The organism is Thalassotalea insulae, assembly GCF_030161395.1.
GTDB lineage: Bacteria > Pseudomonadota > Gammaproteobacteria > Enterobacterales > Alteromonadaceae > Thalassotalea_E > Thalassotalea_E insulae.
In genome coordinates this window covers 546,385-561,463 of the sequence record NZ_BSST01000001.1, presented here as the reverse complement: position 1 = coordinate 561,463, position 15,079 = coordinate 546,385, and the positions used below count along the sequence as shown (strand labels likewise).

Below are 15,079 nucleotides of genomic sequence, written 5' to 3'. Positions count from 1 at the left end.
CAATCATAATTTTGCAATAAATGGATGGCAGGATTTTACCATTGCTAGGGGAGATAAACCTAGTGCTTTTGCTTATTTAGGGTAAATTTTTGTGGTTAATTGTTGCGCTTTATGGTATAAAGTGCGCCGCTGAATTTAGGTGAGTGATGTCTTATGTGTTGCTGCTTAAGTTGAGCATTTAACCGCATCTTGAAAGGTGCATATTATAAACTCACATACATCTAGCAAAGATATATCGGGGTGCTCCAAGCGCGAATTTCGTGCTGTTATGAGTCGAATATATTGGATGTATGAACGCTTAACCCCAAAGGAAAAAATTATGCCAAACGTATCAATGCGCGACATGCTTAAGGCCGGCGTTCACTTCGGTCACAAAACTCGTTACTGGAACCCAAAAATGAAGCCATTCATTTTCGGTGCTCGTGACAAAGTTCATATCATCAACTTAGAACAAACTGTTCCAATGTTTAACGATGCATTGGCTTTCTTATCAGGTGTTTCATCTAAGAAAGGTAAAGTGTTATTTGTTGGTACTAAGCGTGCTGCAAGCGATGCAATTAAAGAAGCTGCTATCAAATGTGATCAATTTTATGTTAATCACCGTTGGTTAGGCGGCATGTTGACTAACTGGAAAACAGTTCGTCAATCAATCAAACGTTTAAAAGACTTAGAAGCGCAAACGACTGACGGTACTTTCGAAGCGTTAACTAAGAAAGAAGCGTTAATGCGTACTCGTGAAATGGAAAAGCTTGAAAAAAGCTTAGGTGGTATTAAAAACATGGGTGGTTTACCTGATGCTTTATTTATCATTGATGCTGATCACGAGCATATCGCTGTTAAAGAAGCAAACAATCTAGGTATCCCTGTAATTTCAGTTGTTGATACTAACTCAAATCCAGATGGTGTTGATTACATCGTACCTGGTAACGATGATGCGATTCGTGCTGTGACTTTATACACAGAATCAGCTGCTAATGCAGTGATCGAAGGTCGTGAAAAAGACATCGTTGTTCAAGCTGAAAAAGACGGTTTTGTTGAAGCTGAATAAGCTCGGTTAACTGATACTTTTATGGTTGCCATAGCTCTTGATAGTTATGGCAACTTTTTAACACTTATTTGAATTTTGAGGAATTAACTCATGGCAATTACTGCTGCACAAGTTAAAGAATTACGTGAACGCACTGGCGCGGGCATGATGGATTGTAAAAAAGCGCTTCAAGAAGTTGATGGCGATATGGAACTTGCCATTGAAAACATGCGTAAGTCTGGCCAAGCGAAAGCGGCTAAAAAAGCGGGTAACATCGCTGCTGAAGGTCAAATCATCATTAAAGATGGCGTGTTAGTTGAAGTTAACTGTCAAACTGACTTTGTTGCTAAAGATGAAAACTTCTTAGCATTTGCAAACGAAGTTGCTGACGCAGCTGCTAGTACTAAACTTTCTATCGAAGAGCTACAAGCACAATTTGAAGAAAAGCGTGTTACTTTAGTTGCTAAAATCGGTGAAAACATCAATGTTCGTCGTGTTGAATATGTTGAAGGTGATTCATTATCTTCTTACAAGCACGGTGCAAAAATCGGTGTTGTTGTTGCAGGTTCAGGTGATGCTGAAATCTTAAAGCAAGTTGCTATGCATGTTGCTGCTAGTAAGCCAGAATACCTTAGCCCTGAAGATGTTCCAGCGGATGTCGTTGAGAAAGAAAAATCCATTCAAATCGAAATCGCGATGAATGAAGGCAAGCCTGCTGAAATCGCTGAGAAAATGGTGACTGGTCGTATGAAGAAATTCACTGGTGAAATTTCTTTAATGGGTCAAGCTTTTATCATCGAACCAAAGCGTACTGTTGGTGAAGTATTGAAAGAAAAAGGCGTCACTATTTCTAACTTCGTTCGTTTAGAAGTTGGTGAAGGTATTGAGAAGAAAGAAGAAGATTTTGCTGCTGAAGTTGAAGCACAAATCGCTGCCGCTAAGTCTTAATTTTAGCTGTTTTTCTTTGAAAAAGTCCTGACAAATGTCAGGACTTTTTTTATGCGCGTATTTTAATATTATTGTAGTAATACTCTAACTGCTTGCATGAAGACAGTGTCAAATTTGTGCATGATAATTTGCAGAAGGTGAGCAATGTTAATAGCTGTTTAAGCGGTTAACGGCGAAATTTTTGTTTTTTTACCTTTCGATAGCGAGCTAAACGTATTAAAATAGCCGCGGCTAATTTTGGCTGCGTTTTTTTATATATTATTTATAATAAAGACGTGGTTTTATAACAATTTAACTGTTTGAGACGATGCCAATGAGCGGTAATTTGTTTTAAACAGGATCTTAAGAACTATTAAACACCTATAGGAATGTTTATTTTATGAGCGTTAATCCAAAACCTACTTATCGTCGAATTCTTTTAAAACTTAGTGGTGAAGCCCTAATGGGAGATGAAGGCTTTGGTATTGATCCAAAGGTACTTGATCGGATGGCGCAAGAGATCAAAGAATTGATTGAAATGGGTGTGCAAGTCGGTTTAGTTATTGGTGGTGGTAACTTATTTCGCGGCGCAGGATTAGCTGAAGCCGGAATGAACCGTGTGGTTGGTGATCAAATGGGGATGCTGGCAACAGTCATGAATGGTTTAGCGATGCGTGATGCATTGCATCGTGCCTTTGTTAATGCCCGTTTAATGTCGGCCATCGATTTAGCAGGGGTATGTGATACCTATAACTGGGCTGAAGCTATCAGCTTACTCAAATCAGGGCGTGTAGTTATCTTCAGTGCCGGCACGGGTAATCCATTTTTCACTACAGATTCTGCTGCCTGTCTACGTGGTATTGAAATTGAGGCTGATGCGGTATTAAAAGCGACAAAAGTTGATGGTATTTATTCTGCAGATCCGGTAAAAGATCCTAATGCTGAGCTATATCAGCATTTAACTTATCAGGAAGTTTTAGAAAAAGAATTAAAAGTGATGGATTTGGCGGCGTTTACCTTAGCGCGTGATCATAATATGCCGATTCGGGTGTTTAATATGAATAAGTCAGGTGCATTAAAAGCGGTGATCATGGGAGAGGTTGAAGGTACAACGATTGATCACGCTGAAAATTTAAATAAATAATCAACGTTTTAAAGGGTTATTAAAGTGATAAATGAAATAAAACAAGACGCTCAGCAAAGAATGGGCAAGAGTATTGAGTCGTTAAAATCTAACTTGAATAAAGTCCGAACAGGTCGTGCTCATGCGTCTTTATTAGATAATATTACCATTGAATATTATGGCTCAGATACGCCATTGAATCAGGTTGGTAATATTTCGGTGCCAGATGCAAGAACGTTGGCCGTGACTGTATTTGATAAAACCATGATTGGCGCGGTAGAAAAAGCGATTATGTCGTCTGATCTTGGTTTAAACCCGTCATCACAAGGCACCTTGATCCGTATTCCGTTACCACCGTTAACAGAAGAGCGCCGTAAAGACTTAGTTAAAGTGGTTAAAAATGAAGGTGAAAACAGTAAAATAGCTATTCGTAATATCCGCCGTGATGCTAACTCAGATATAAAAGCATTAAATAAAGATAAAGAGATCAGTGACGATGAAATGCATCAGGCAGAAGATGAAATTCAGAAAATCACTGACACTTTTGTCAAACAAGTGGATGCTATTTTAGCAGACAAAGAAGCTGAATTAATGGAAATTTAATTTCCATAACAAAATAGATAACGTCGTAGTTTTGATTTTGCTTTAACTACGACGTTTTTTTATGAACAATACCAAATCGGCTAGTGATTTAGTTAACTCAGAGCTATGTAAGCGGTGTGAGAACAAATAGAATTTGCACAGATATAGTTATTCTACATCAAGTAAATTTTCTGCAGTTATCGTGCTGCTAACAAGCTCCCAAAGGGCGAGTTTAAACGGTTTATATGCAGTGTTGTTGATTTTAACAAGGGAATAGCCATTCTTTACAATCAACGCCTTACCTCTAAGCCTTTTAATTCTCGCTGAGTGAGAAAATCATTAATCAAGTTAGTATAACAAAAATGGAGTTTGTGTGACCGAGCAAACATTACAACAAGATGACTATCAACATATACCTGCACATGTTGCAATTATTATGGATGGTAACGGACGCTGGGCACAGCAGCGCGGTAAAACTCGGGTTGTTGGTCATAAAAATGGCGTCGAATCGGTCAGGGCTGTGGTTTCTACCGCTCGTAAATTAGGGGTAAAAGCACTGACTTTATTTGCCTTTAGCAGTGAAAACTGGCAACGGCCTGAGCAGGAAGTGAGTGTATTAATGGATCTCTTTATGTTTGTGTTAACAAGAGAGGTTAAAAAGCTTGATAAAAATAATATTCGCTTTCAGGTGGTAGGTGATGTTTCCCGTTTTTCTGATAAGCTGATTAACAAAATCAGAGCCGCAGAAAAATTAACAGCAAACAACGATGCTATGGTACTGTCTATTGCTGCAAATTATGGTGGCCGTTGGGACATCACAGATGCAGCAAAAAAAATTGCAGAAAAAGTGCAAAGTGGTGAACTTGCTGTCGATGAAATTACTGAAAGCAGTTTTAACCAGCATACTAGTTTAGCTGGGGTGCCAGAGCTAGATTTATTGATCCGTACCGGTGGAGATTTCCGAATCAGCAATTTTTTATTGTGGCAAGCGGCTTACGCTGAGTTTTATTTCACTGAGCAACTATGGCCTGATTTTAAAGAGCAGGCATTTGAACAAGCTATCGCAAGTTTTGCTAATAGGGAAAGACGTTTTGGTAAAACTGGTGAACAGATAAAAGCAACAACTGATAAATAAAAACTAAAATTTATAAAGGGTTATCGTTTGTTATTACAACGTATTATTACAGCATTATTATTAGCACCATTAGCTATTGCCGCGATATTTTATATGTCGCTCGACAGTTTTTCCGTCTTTGTCATGGTGATCATGGCTATAGGGGCATGGGAGTGGGGGCCGCTAATGGGCTTTGACAATAAACGCCGTCGCTTAGCATTTGTCCTGGCAACCGGAGGGTTGATCGCGTGTCTTTGGTATTTAGTGCCGTTAGAGAACCTATGGGCAAGTAAGGAACAGTTGCAAGATACTGTTTATTATATTTTATGGCTTGCCGTGATTTGGTGGCTGATTTCCGCAACATTAACGTTTTTGTATCCGAGATACAGTAGCTTTTGGTCTCGTCATCGCTCAATTCGCGGTGTGTTTGGCTGGCTAACTTTAATACCAACCTGGCTTGCATTTATGGTGTTACGAACTAGCGATTATAATGTTGACCCTTATCATGGCGCACAACTGATTATGTTTTTGTTTTTAATGGTCTGGAGTGCTGATGTTGGTGCTTATTTTGTTGGCAAATCGATAGGTAAACATAAGTTACTCCCTAATGTCAGCCCGGGAAAAACAATGGAAGGCTTTATCGGCGGTGTCGTTTTTGCTTGCTTGTTAGTGACTATCGCGGGATATTTGCTGCAATGGCAGCAATATCAATATCTACTGGTGCTGGCAGTAACTATGTTGATCACTACCATTTCCGTATTAGGTGATTTAAACGAAAGTATGTTTAAGCGTCAGGCAGGAATTAAAGATAGTGGTTCTATCTTACCAGGACACGGTGGTGTATTGGATCGCATTGATAGCTTAACGGCAACAACTCCGATTTTTGCCCTATGTTATGCCTGTTTTGGTTGGCATTAGGAGCAAAGCATGCAAACACGTCATCTATGTATTTTAGGCTCTACCGGCTCTATCGGGGAAAGCACGCTTGATGTGGTGCGCAGACACCCAGATAAGTTTATTATTCATGCCCTGTCTGCCAATGCCAGTGTTGATAAGTTATATTTGCAGTGTCAGGAGTTTTCTCCACGCGTTGTGGTACTTGTCAATGAGCAAGCCGCTGAACAGTTAAAACAGAAACTTAAAGCTAATGGACAAACAGATATCACAGTGCTGTCAGGTAGCTCGGCATTAGTTGACATTGCGCAAAGTGAGCAAAGTGATACTGTGATGGCGGCAATTGTTGGCGCATCAGGATTATTACCGACCTTGGCGGCAGTTGAACAAGGCAAGCGGGTTTTACTCGCAAATAAAGAAGCATTAGTGACTTCCGGACAAATTTTTATCGATGCTGTTAAACGCTGTGGTGCAGAATTGCTACCAATAGACAGTGAACATAACGCAATTTTTCAATGCTTACCTTTATCGAGTCAAGAGCAAATTGGGGCATGTCATCTGGCGGATAATGGCGTCAGTAAAGTGTTATTGACTGGCTCTGGTGGACCTTTTCGCTCAACGCCACTTGATGAATTAAATGACGTGACGCCTGAACAGGCATGTGCTCATCCTAATTGGGATATGGGGCAAAAAATTTCGGTCGACTCAGCCACTATGATGAATAAAGGCTTAGAATTTATAGAAGCCAAATGGTTGTTTGATGTCAGTGCTGATGACATTCAGGTAGTATTACACCCACAAAGTACGATACATTCTATGGTGCAATACAAGGACGGCTCGGTATTAGCGCAAATGGGCAACCCTGATATGCGAACACCGATTGCTCATGCTCTGGCATTTCCGCATCGTATAGATGCTGGAGTAGAGCCGCTTGATTTTTTCAATACACCATCGTTTGAATTTCAGCAGCCCGATTATCATCGTTATCCAAATTTGCGATTAGCTATTAATGCCTGTCAGCAAGGACAAGCTGCCTGTACAGCGTTAAATGCCGCTAATGAAGTTGCGGTTGATGGCTTTTTGCACAAAGGTATTAAATTTAACGATATTTTTAAAATAAATGAAACTTCTGTGAAAAAATTTGTCTCAGAAAGGGTAACAAGTATTAGTGATGTCTTGTCGTTAGATAAAACGGTAAGAGAATATGCTAAGTCGTTAGTCGATAACTTAGTTAGTATTAAAAATTAAAGTGAAGGTAATTTAATCGCGTGTTGGAATTTTTTTGGAATTTATCTTCATTTGTTGTTGCGTTAGGTATTTTAATTACCGTGCATGAGTACGGTCATTTCTGGGTAGCGCGGAAAAACAAAGTTAAGGTAGAAAGGTTTTCTATTGGTTTTGGTAAACCAATATGGCGTAAAGTTGATAAGCAGGGGACTGAATTTGTTGTCGCTCTGATCCCATTAGGTGGTTACGTCAAAATGCTGGATGAGCGTGTTGATGATGTAGCGTCAGAAGATGCAGATAAAACCTTTAACAGCAAAACTGTTTATCAGCGTATCGCTATCATTGCCGCCGGGCCTGGCGCTAATTTTATTTTTGCTATATTTGCCTTTTATTTAATGTTTTTACTTGGTGTGCCGAGCGTTAAACCTATCGTTGGTGACGTGGTGCCACAGTCAATAGCAGCAAGTGCAGGTATTCAAGCAAACAGTGAAATAGTCTCGGTGGCGGGTCACAGAACCCGGGATTGGCAGGACGTTAATTTAGCTCTGGTGGCTCAGATGGGAGAAGCAGGAATAACATTAGCAACTCGCCAGTCAGATAGTGTGTCAGAACAAAATTATCAATTAGATACCACTAATTGGCACTTTTCGCCTGATAACAGTTCAGCAATAGAGAGTTTGGGATTAACACCATTTCGTCCTGATGTTTATAACGAAGTGGCGGTTGTGGCTAAAGGTAGTCCGGCAGAAAAAGCAGGTATAAAGGTTGGGGATGTGCCATTAACGGTCAATGAGCAGCAAGTTGGCGAGCAGTGGCAAAACTTTACTCAATTAGTTAAACAATACCCCGGACAAGCAATAGCCGTTGATGTGCAAAGAAGTGGAGACGTTGTCAGTTTAACTGTGACACCTGATAGTGTTGAACGTAATGGTAAGCAAGTCGGTTACCTTGGTGTTGCAGCAAAAACAGCCCCTTATCCGCAGAGTTACAGAATAGAATTGTCTTATGGCGTTGTTGATGCCTTTGGTCAAAGTATTGAGCGTACCTGGCAGTTAGTTAGTCTTAGTTTTAATATGATTGGCAAATTAATTACCGGTGACGTTTCAGTGAAAAACTTAAGCGGGCCCATTGCAATTGCCCAGGGAGCAGGTGCTCATGCAGGTTATGGTTTTGTTTATTTTTTGGGTTTTTTAGCCTTAATTAGCATTAATTTAGGCATTATTAACATTTTACCTGTGCCGGTACTTGATGGCGGGCATTTAGTTTATTACCTTATAGAGCTTTTTACCGGTCGACCTGTTCCTGAAAAAATACAAGAAATTGGTTTTAAATTTGGTACACTAGCGCTCTTAGGCTTGATGGGTATCGCATTATTTAACGATTTGTCGCGATTATAAATAGAAGAAGTAGTTAAGTTAAATTTTTATGATGATTAAAAAAATTGCCCTAGCGGTATTAATGGGTGCTTTAGGCACAACTGCTCAGGCGGCAGAAGAATTCCAAGTTGAAGATATTCAAGTTAAAGGTTTACAACGTGTTGCGTTGGGGGCTGCGTTAACTCATATTCCGTTTAACGTTGGAGATACCCTCAACGACTTTCGCATTTCGCAATCGATAAAGGCCTTATATAAATCAGGTCATTTTAATGATATTGCAGTCTATCGAGACGGAAATCGTATTATCTTTAAAGTTCGTGAGCGTGAAACTATCAGTGAGATCACCTTTGATGGCAATAAAGACCTCAAAGAAGAGCAACTGATTGAAAGCTTAGACGGCAGTGATATTCGGGTTGGAGAAACCTTAGATAAAACGGTGATTTCCGGATTAGAAGTCGGTTTGGAAGATTTTTACCACAGTGTTGGTAAATATAATGCTGATGTTAAAGCAGAAATTACTCATTTGCCAAGAAACCGGGTCAATTTGAAATTTGTCTTTTCCGAAGGAGACGCGGCAGCGATTCAACAAATTAATATTGTTGGTAATGAAATATTTTCTGATGAAGAGTTATTGGAAAATGCCGAATTAACTTTTGATTCTCCCTGGTGGGATTTTATGGCGCAAGATCGCTATCAAAAACAAACCTTACAAGGGGATATGGAGAAAGTTGAAAGCTATTACTTAGATCGTGGTTATTTGCAATATAAAGTGAATTCTACGCAGGTGTCGATGACGCCGGATAAAAAAGCGGTATATATTACTTTAAATGTTACTGAAGGCGAGCAATACACCGTCAGTGATGTGGAATTTGTCGGGGATATGGCTGGCTTTGAAAAAACCATCCGCGCGATTAATCCTTTGCGCGGTGGCAAGCTCTATAATGGTGCGGAAGTTACATATACTGAAGAAACTATTAGCAAATTTTTAGGCCGATTTGGCTATGCCTATCCAAAAGTAACCACAATTCCTGAAATTAATGAAGAAGATAAAACGGTTAAATTAACTATTTCAGTTGATCCTGGCAAACGAGTATATGTTAATCGCATTAACTTTAAAGGTAACCATGTCACCGCAGATAGAGTATTGCGCCGAGAAATGCGTCAGATGGAAGGTGCCTGGCTGTCAAATAGTTTAGTGGAAGGTTCAAAAGCTTGGTTACAACGCTTGCCTTATATGGAAGATATTGAGTTTGAAACTAAACAGCTACCGGAAGAAGAAGATTTAGTAGATCTTGAGTTTACCGTCAAAGAACAACCATCTGGTTCATTCACCGCGGGTATCGGTTATGGCTCTGCAACAAAACTGAGTTTAAATGCTGGTATTCAACAAAATAACTTTTTAGGTACAGGTAACCGTTTAGGTTTTAGCGTTAATACGGTCAGTTATTCCCGTAGTGTCAGTATGTCATATACAGACCCGTATTTTACTGTAGATGCGATATCCCTAGGCGGCACTATTTTCTATAATGAGTTTGATGCTGGTCGTGCTAACTTAGTGCAATATAACAATAAAACATATGGCGTTAATGTTAACTTTGGTTTTCCTATTAACGAATATGTGCGTTTGAACTTTGGTTTGGGCTACAAGCATAATGGTATTACTCGTTTGCAAACTTACGAACAGATACAAAAATTCTATGAGCTTTATTCAGATCCAAATGATCCTGATGCAGGTTTAGAATTTGAAAACTTTGATGTAAGTGCGGCGATATCACGCTCAACACTAAACCGTGGTACGTTTCCAACCGCCGGTTCTTCACAGAGATTGTCATATAAGATGACAACACCCAATTCAGATACTAACTACTTTACCCTTAATTTAGATACTAAGTGGTATTTCCCTATAGCTAGAGGCTGGAGCTTTAAAACAAGCTTGAAACTTGGCTATGGTAACGGCTATGGTGATATAAATGGTAATGAGCAAATCTTACCGTTTTGGGAAAATTTTAGAGCGGGTGGTGGTTCAGATACCTTACGTGGTTTTGAAACTAACATTGTCGGCCCTAGAGCTATTTTTAGATATCCTACCGGTATTCCAGGAACGCCAGATCCATTAGGCGGAAGTGGTTGTTGTCTAGGGCCAGATCACGATGTTGTCAGTGGTTCACGTCGCTCAGTTGGTGGTAATGCCATGGCAGTTGCCGGGATTGAATTAATCGTACCGACTCCGTTGATAGATGAAGGATATGCTAACAGTGTCCGGACCAGTTTCTTTATTGATGCAGGTAATGTCTGGGATACTGAGTTTAGTATGAGTGACTATCAAGATTTAGCACCGAAAGAATTTGCCAAAATTGACGATTATTCGGATGTTGGTCGTTATCGCGTATCCGGTGGTTTATCTATTCAGTGGTTATCACCAATGGGACCTATGATTTTTAGTTTTGCTAAAGCAATTAAGGAAGAGGAAGGGGATGATACTAAGTTCTTCAACTTTAATATCGGTAAGACCTTTTAATTACTTAACAGATCCCAATATAAATGAAATAATGAACGAATATCTATAAGTTAGGAGAAGAAATTGAAAAAATTATTTAAATCAATCGCGCTAGCAACGGTTGCTTCAGGAGCATTATTGTCAAGTGCTGCAATGGCAGCAGATCAAAAAGTAGCTGTGGTTAACTTTCAGGAAGTGATGGGTAAAATTCCTCAAACTGCGGCAATTATGCAAGCATTAGAAGCTGAATTTAAAGACGCTAAAGCAGAATTAGCCCAGCTAGAAAAAGATATTAAATATTATCAAGAAAAGAAAAAGCGTGATTCTTCGTTAATGAGTGAAAAAGAAATCGAAGAATTAGATAAAAAAATGGCGGATCTTTATCAAGATTACCAAACTAAAGGTAAAGCACTTCAGCAACAAGCTGGTGCGCGTCAAAATGAAGAAACTAATAAAATTGTTGCGTTAGTGCGTCAGGCTATTGATGGTATTGCGGCGAAAGAAAAAGTTGATTTAGTGATAGAACAAAAAGCGATAGTTTTTTCAAAGCCAGATCTTAGCATTACCGATAAAGTAGTTGAGCAAGTAAGTAAGCTTAACTAATTTTTACGATTAAGGTTAGTATCCATACCTCTGTGTCGTACTAACATAAAAACTAAGTGTGCTAATTATTTCAGGGCGTATTGATCTTTATTGGTTAATACGCCCTGATAACCCCAGATAACATGCTTTTTATTTTGGTTTACTCTATTCATAGCCTAAACTATCGATAAGTTAACTATTGTTTGTCCCTACGTAAGTAATCATTAATGAGTTATACACTTTTAGAAATTGCGGAACAAATTGGCGCCACAGTTAAAGGGGACGCTAATGTTTCAGTGAATAGTCTGGCAACGTTAAGCCGAGCTTCTTCTGGGCAAATTGCTTTTTTATCTAACGCAAAATATCGTCAGCAACTTGGAGCAACAAATGCCAGTGCAGTGATTTTATCACCTGATTGTCTTGATGATTGTCCAACTAATGCGCTTGTTATGGAAAACCCTTATATGGGCTATGCCTTGGTTGCTCAGTTGCTTGATACTACGCCAAGACCATCAGCTGGTATCCATCCGTCTGCAGTCATCGAACCATCGGCTATTATTGGTCAGAACGTTACCATAGGTGCAAATGCAGTGATCGAAGCCGGTGCAGAGTTAGCCGATGGCGTCGCAATTGGACCAGGATGTTTTATTGGGCAGCACGCAAGAATTGGTTCTAATACTAAATTATGGGCTAACGTCAGTGTTTATCATCAAGTGGTGATTGGCTGTGATTGTCTAATTCAGGCGAATACTGTGATCGGCTCTGATGGTTTTGGCTATGCCAACCAAGGAGGGCAATGGCTTAAGATCCCACAGTTGGGTGCTGTTGTTATCGGTGATCGGGTTGAAATTGGAGCCAGTACAACGATAGATCGCGGCGCTTTAGATGATACTGTGATTAAGGATGGGGTAATTTTGGATAATCAAATTCAAATTGCACACAATGTCGTTATCGGCGAAAATACCGCGATGGCAGCTTGCAGCGTGATAGCGGGTAGTACAGAAATTGGTAAAAATTGTACTATTGCTGGCATGGTTGGCATCAATGGTCATATTAAAGTAACAGATAACTGTGTTTTTACCGGTTTTGCCATGGTGACCAAAAATATTAACGAAAGCGGTGTTTATTCTTCTGGTTTACCCGTTCAGTCAAATAAAGAATGGCAGAAAGCGAATGCCAGAATTAGAAAACTAGACAGTACTAATAAAAAAATTAAAGCGTTAGAGCAAGAAATTTTAGCGCTAAAAACTAACGCCAATAACTAGTTGTTATTCAATCAATAAAAGGACAGTGATTTGGAATCGCAAAATAACATTATTGATGTACAAGAAATACAAAAATTAATTCCACATCGTTACCCGATGCTATTAGTGGATCGTGTTTTAGATTATCAAGCAGGCAAGTGGTTGCACGCCATTAAGAATGTAACATTTAACGAACCGGTATTTACCGGACATTTTCCTGATTTGGCGATATTTCCTGGCGTCATGATCTTAGAAGCTTTAGCACAAGCTACCGGTATTTTAGGTTTTAAATCAGCGGAAAGTCGTGCGGAAGATGAAATGTACCTATTTGCTTCTATTGATAATGCCAAATTTAAACAGCCAGTGGTCCCCGGTGATACTATGCACTTGCATGTTGAATTTATTAAAGAACGCCGCGGTATGTGGAAGTTCTACGGTGAAGCAAAAGTTGATGGCAAAGTGGTTTGCTCTGCCGATTTAATGTGTGCACGACGTAAGTTATAAACCTGTTAGGAGCAAAATCCATTGATTCATCCACAAGCAATAGTCGAAGCTGGTGCGCAAATTGGTCAGAATGTTACTATCGGTCCTTGGACTTATATTAGCAAAAATGTCGTTATCGGAGATGATTGTGTTATTGGTCCTAATGTGGTGATCAATGGACCAACTCGGATAGGTAAAGGTAACCGAATTTTTCAATTTGCCTCAATTGGTGAAGATTGTCAGGATTTGAAATACGCCGGTGAACCGACAGAATTAGTGATTGGCGAGAATAATGTTTTTCGTGAATCTTGTACCGTACATCGAGGTACAATCCAAGATCAGGGGATTACCCAAATCGGTAGCAACAATCTGTTTATGGCGTATACCCATGTTGCCCATGACTGTGTGGTTGGTAATCATTGCATTCTTGCTAATAATGCTTCTATTGCAGGTCATGTTCATGTAGGGGATTATGCCATTTTAGGTGGCATGAGTGGTGTTCATCAATTTTGTCATATCGGGGCTCACAGCTTTGTAGCTGCAACGTCATTAGTACTAAAAGATATTCCACCCTATGTCATGGCATCTGGCAATGGCGCGAAACCTTTTGGCTTAAATAGTGAAGGATTGAAACGCCGTGGTTTTAGTGCTGAATCCGTGCGTGCAATTAAGCAAGCATACCGTAAAGTCTATCGTCAGGGCTTAACCGTTGAGCAAGCACTAGAAGAAATTGCTGAATCGATTGCTGCCAGTGATGAAATTTCACTCTTTACTCAATTTATTGCCTCATCTAAACGCGGCATTATTCGTTAACCTGTTCCTATGGAAGTTACTCATAGCTCTTCAGCGCTTTCTGATATTGCGCCGGTTTTTGCCATAGTTGTCGGTGAACATTCCGGTGACACTTTAGGTGCCGGTTTGATGGAATCATTAATGACACGCTTTCCTAATGCCCGTTTTGTCGGTATTGGTGGGCCTAAGATGCTGGCGCTTGGTTTTGATAGTCTGTTTGATATGGAAGAATTGTCTGTTATGGGCATTTTTGAAGTATTAGGCCGCTTAAGACGCTTGTTTCAGGTTAAAGACTCTTTGGTTGATTATTTCTCTCAACAAAAGCCCGATGTTTTTATTGGTATTGATGCCCCTGATTTTAATTTACGTTTAGAAGCAAGTTTAAAAGCGCAAGGTATAACTACAGTACATTATGTTAGCCCGAGTGTTTGGGCGTGGCGACAAAAGCGTATTTTTAAAATCGCCAAAGCAACGAATTTAATGTTGTCCTTACTGCCATTTGAGAAAGCCTTTTATGATCAACATCAGGTACCGTGTCAATTTGTTGGTCATTCACTGGCGGATGATATTCCTTTAGTTTCCGATAAAGCACAGGCACGGGCATCCTTGCATTTACCACTGGATAAAAAAATATTGGCCCTAATGCCGGGGAGCCGTGGTGGCGAATTAGCTCGGTTAGTTGAACCTTTTTTACTGACTGCTCGGCAATTAATGCAACAAGATGGTGAGTTAGTGCTTGTTGCTCCTATGATCAGCGAAAAGCGAGCTCGGCAGTTTGAAGAATTACATCAGCGTATCGCGCCTGAGTTAGCGGTTAAGGTCATTGTTGGCCAAACTCAACAGGTTATGGCTGCCAGTGATTGTCTATTAACCGCCTCTGGTACAGTAACCTTAGAAGCGGCATTAATTAAACGTCCTATGGTGATTTGTTATAAATTCAATCCTCTGACCTATCATTTATTCAAAGGCTTTGTGAAATTAAAATGGTTTTCTTTGCCGAACTTGTTGGCGAATAAAGCTTTAGTACCTGAATTACTGCAATCACAGGTAACAGCTAATAATATAGTGCCACTGATTAAAGAACGACTTTATCAGGATCAGTCGCAGCTGGATCAGGCTTTTACTGACATTCATCAAAGTTTAAAACAAAATGCCAGTGAGCAGGCCGCCAATGCGGTTAGTCAATTATACTTATCAAACAAAAAGTGATT

14 protein-coding genes are annotated in these 15,079 nt (G+C 39.8%); all 14 read left to right on the top strand.

Going from position 1 to position 15,079, the window contains the following annotated elements:
• Positions 1–319 precede the first annotated feature (319 nt).
• Complete coding sequence (gene rpsB, locus QQK06_RS02645; protein WP_284243042.1) at positions 320–1,048, top strand: 30S ribosomal protein S2; 729 nt, start codon at positions 320–322, stop codon at positions 1,046–1,048.
• A 90-nt stretch (positions 1,049–1,138) separates the two neighbouring features.
• Complete coding sequence (tsf, locus tag QQK06_RS02640) at positions 1,139–1,975, top strand: translation elongation factor Ts (RefSeq protein WP_284243041.1); 837 nt, start codon at positions 1,139–1,141, stop codon at positions 1,973–1,975.
• A gap of 379 nt (positions 1,976–2,354) precedes the next feature.
• Positions 2,355–3,098 carry a UMP kinase gene (gene pyrH, locus QQK06_RS02635; protein WP_284243040.1) on the top strand — a complete coding sequence of 248 codons (744 nt, stop codon included), beginning with the start codon at positions 2,355–2,357 and terminating at the stop codon, positions 3,096–3,098.
• Positions 3,099–3,122: 24 nt separating this feature from the next.
• Positions 3,123–3,680, top strand: a complete 558-nt coding sequence (gene frr, locus QQK06_RS02630; protein ID WP_284243039.1) for a ribosome recycling factor — start codon at positions 3,123–3,125, stop codon at positions 3,678–3,680.
• A gap of 352 nt (positions 3,681–4,032) precedes the next feature.
• On the top strand, positions 4,033–4,794 hold the full coding sequence (gene uppS / locus QQK06_RS02625; RefSeq protein ID WP_284243038.1) for a polyprenyl diphosphate synthase: 762 nt from the start codon (positions 4,033–4,035) through the stop codon (positions 4,792–4,794).
• 27 nt (positions 4,795–4,821) lie between these two features.
• Positions 4,822–5,691: a phosphatidate cytidylyltransferase gene (locus tag QQK06_RS02620; protein WP_284243037.1), complete on the top strand. Its 870-nt coding sequence runs from the start codon at positions 4,822–4,824 to the stop codon at positions 5,689–5,691.
• A 9-nt stretch (positions 5,692–5,700) separates the two neighbouring features.
• Positions 5,701–6,915 (top strand): 1-deoxy-D-xylulose-5-phosphate reductoisomerase, encoded by a 1,215-nt coding sequence (gene ispC, locus QQK06_RS02615; RefSeq protein WP_284243036.1) that lies wholly within the window; start codon positions 5,701–5,703, stop codon positions 6,913–6,915.
• Positions 6,916–6,935: 20 nt separating this feature from the next.
• Positions 6,936–8,291, top strand: a complete 1,356-nt coding sequence (gene rseP, locus QQK06_RS02610; RefSeq protein WP_284243035.1) for a sigma E protease regulator RseP — start codon at positions 6,936–6,938, stop codon at positions 8,289–8,291.
• Between the two features lie 28 nt (positions 8,292–8,319).
• Positions 8,320–10,788, top strand: coding sequence for an outer membrane protein assembly factor BamA (gene bamA, locus QQK06_RS02605; protein WP_284243034.1), 2,469 nt, complete (start codon positions 8,320–8,322; stop codon positions 10,786–10,788).
• 63 nt (positions 10,789–10,851) lie between these two features.
• Positions 10,852–11,370: an OmpH/Skp family outer membrane protein gene (locus tag QQK06_RS02600; protein WP_284243033.1), complete on the top strand. Its 519-nt coding sequence runs from the start codon at positions 10,852–10,854 to the stop codon at positions 11,368–11,370.
• A gap of 206 nt (positions 11,371–11,576) precedes the next feature.
• Positions 11,577–12,614 (top strand): UDP-3-O-(3-hydroxymyristoyl)glucosamine N-acyltransferase, encoded by a 1,038-nt coding sequence (lpxD, locus tag QQK06_RS02595; protein ID WP_284243032.1) that lies wholly within the window; start codon positions 11,577–11,579, stop codon positions 12,612–12,614.
• Positions 12,615–12,644: 30 nt separating this feature from the next.
• Positions 12,645–13,097, top strand: coding sequence for a 3-hydroxyacyl-ACP dehydratase FabZ (gene fabZ / locus QQK06_RS02590; RefSeq protein ID WP_284243031.1), 453 nt, complete (start codon positions 12,645–12,647; stop codon positions 13,095–13,097).
• Between the two features lie 21 nt (positions 13,098–13,118).
• Positions 13,119–13,889: an acyl-ACP--UDP-N-acetylglucosamine O-acyltransferase gene (gene lpxA / locus QQK06_RS02585; protein WP_284243030.1), complete on the top strand. Its 771-nt coding sequence runs from the start codon at positions 13,119–13,121 to the stop codon at positions 13,887–13,889.
• A 9-nt stretch (positions 13,890–13,898) separates the two neighbouring features.
• Positions 13,899–15,077 carry a lipid-A-disaccharide synthase gene (gene lpxB / locus QQK06_RS02580; protein ID WP_284243029.1) on the top strand — a complete coding sequence of 393 codons (1,179 nt, stop codon included), beginning with the start codon at positions 13,899–13,901 and terminating at the stop codon, positions 15,075–15,077.
• Positions 15,078–15,079: the final 2 nt, after the last annotated feature.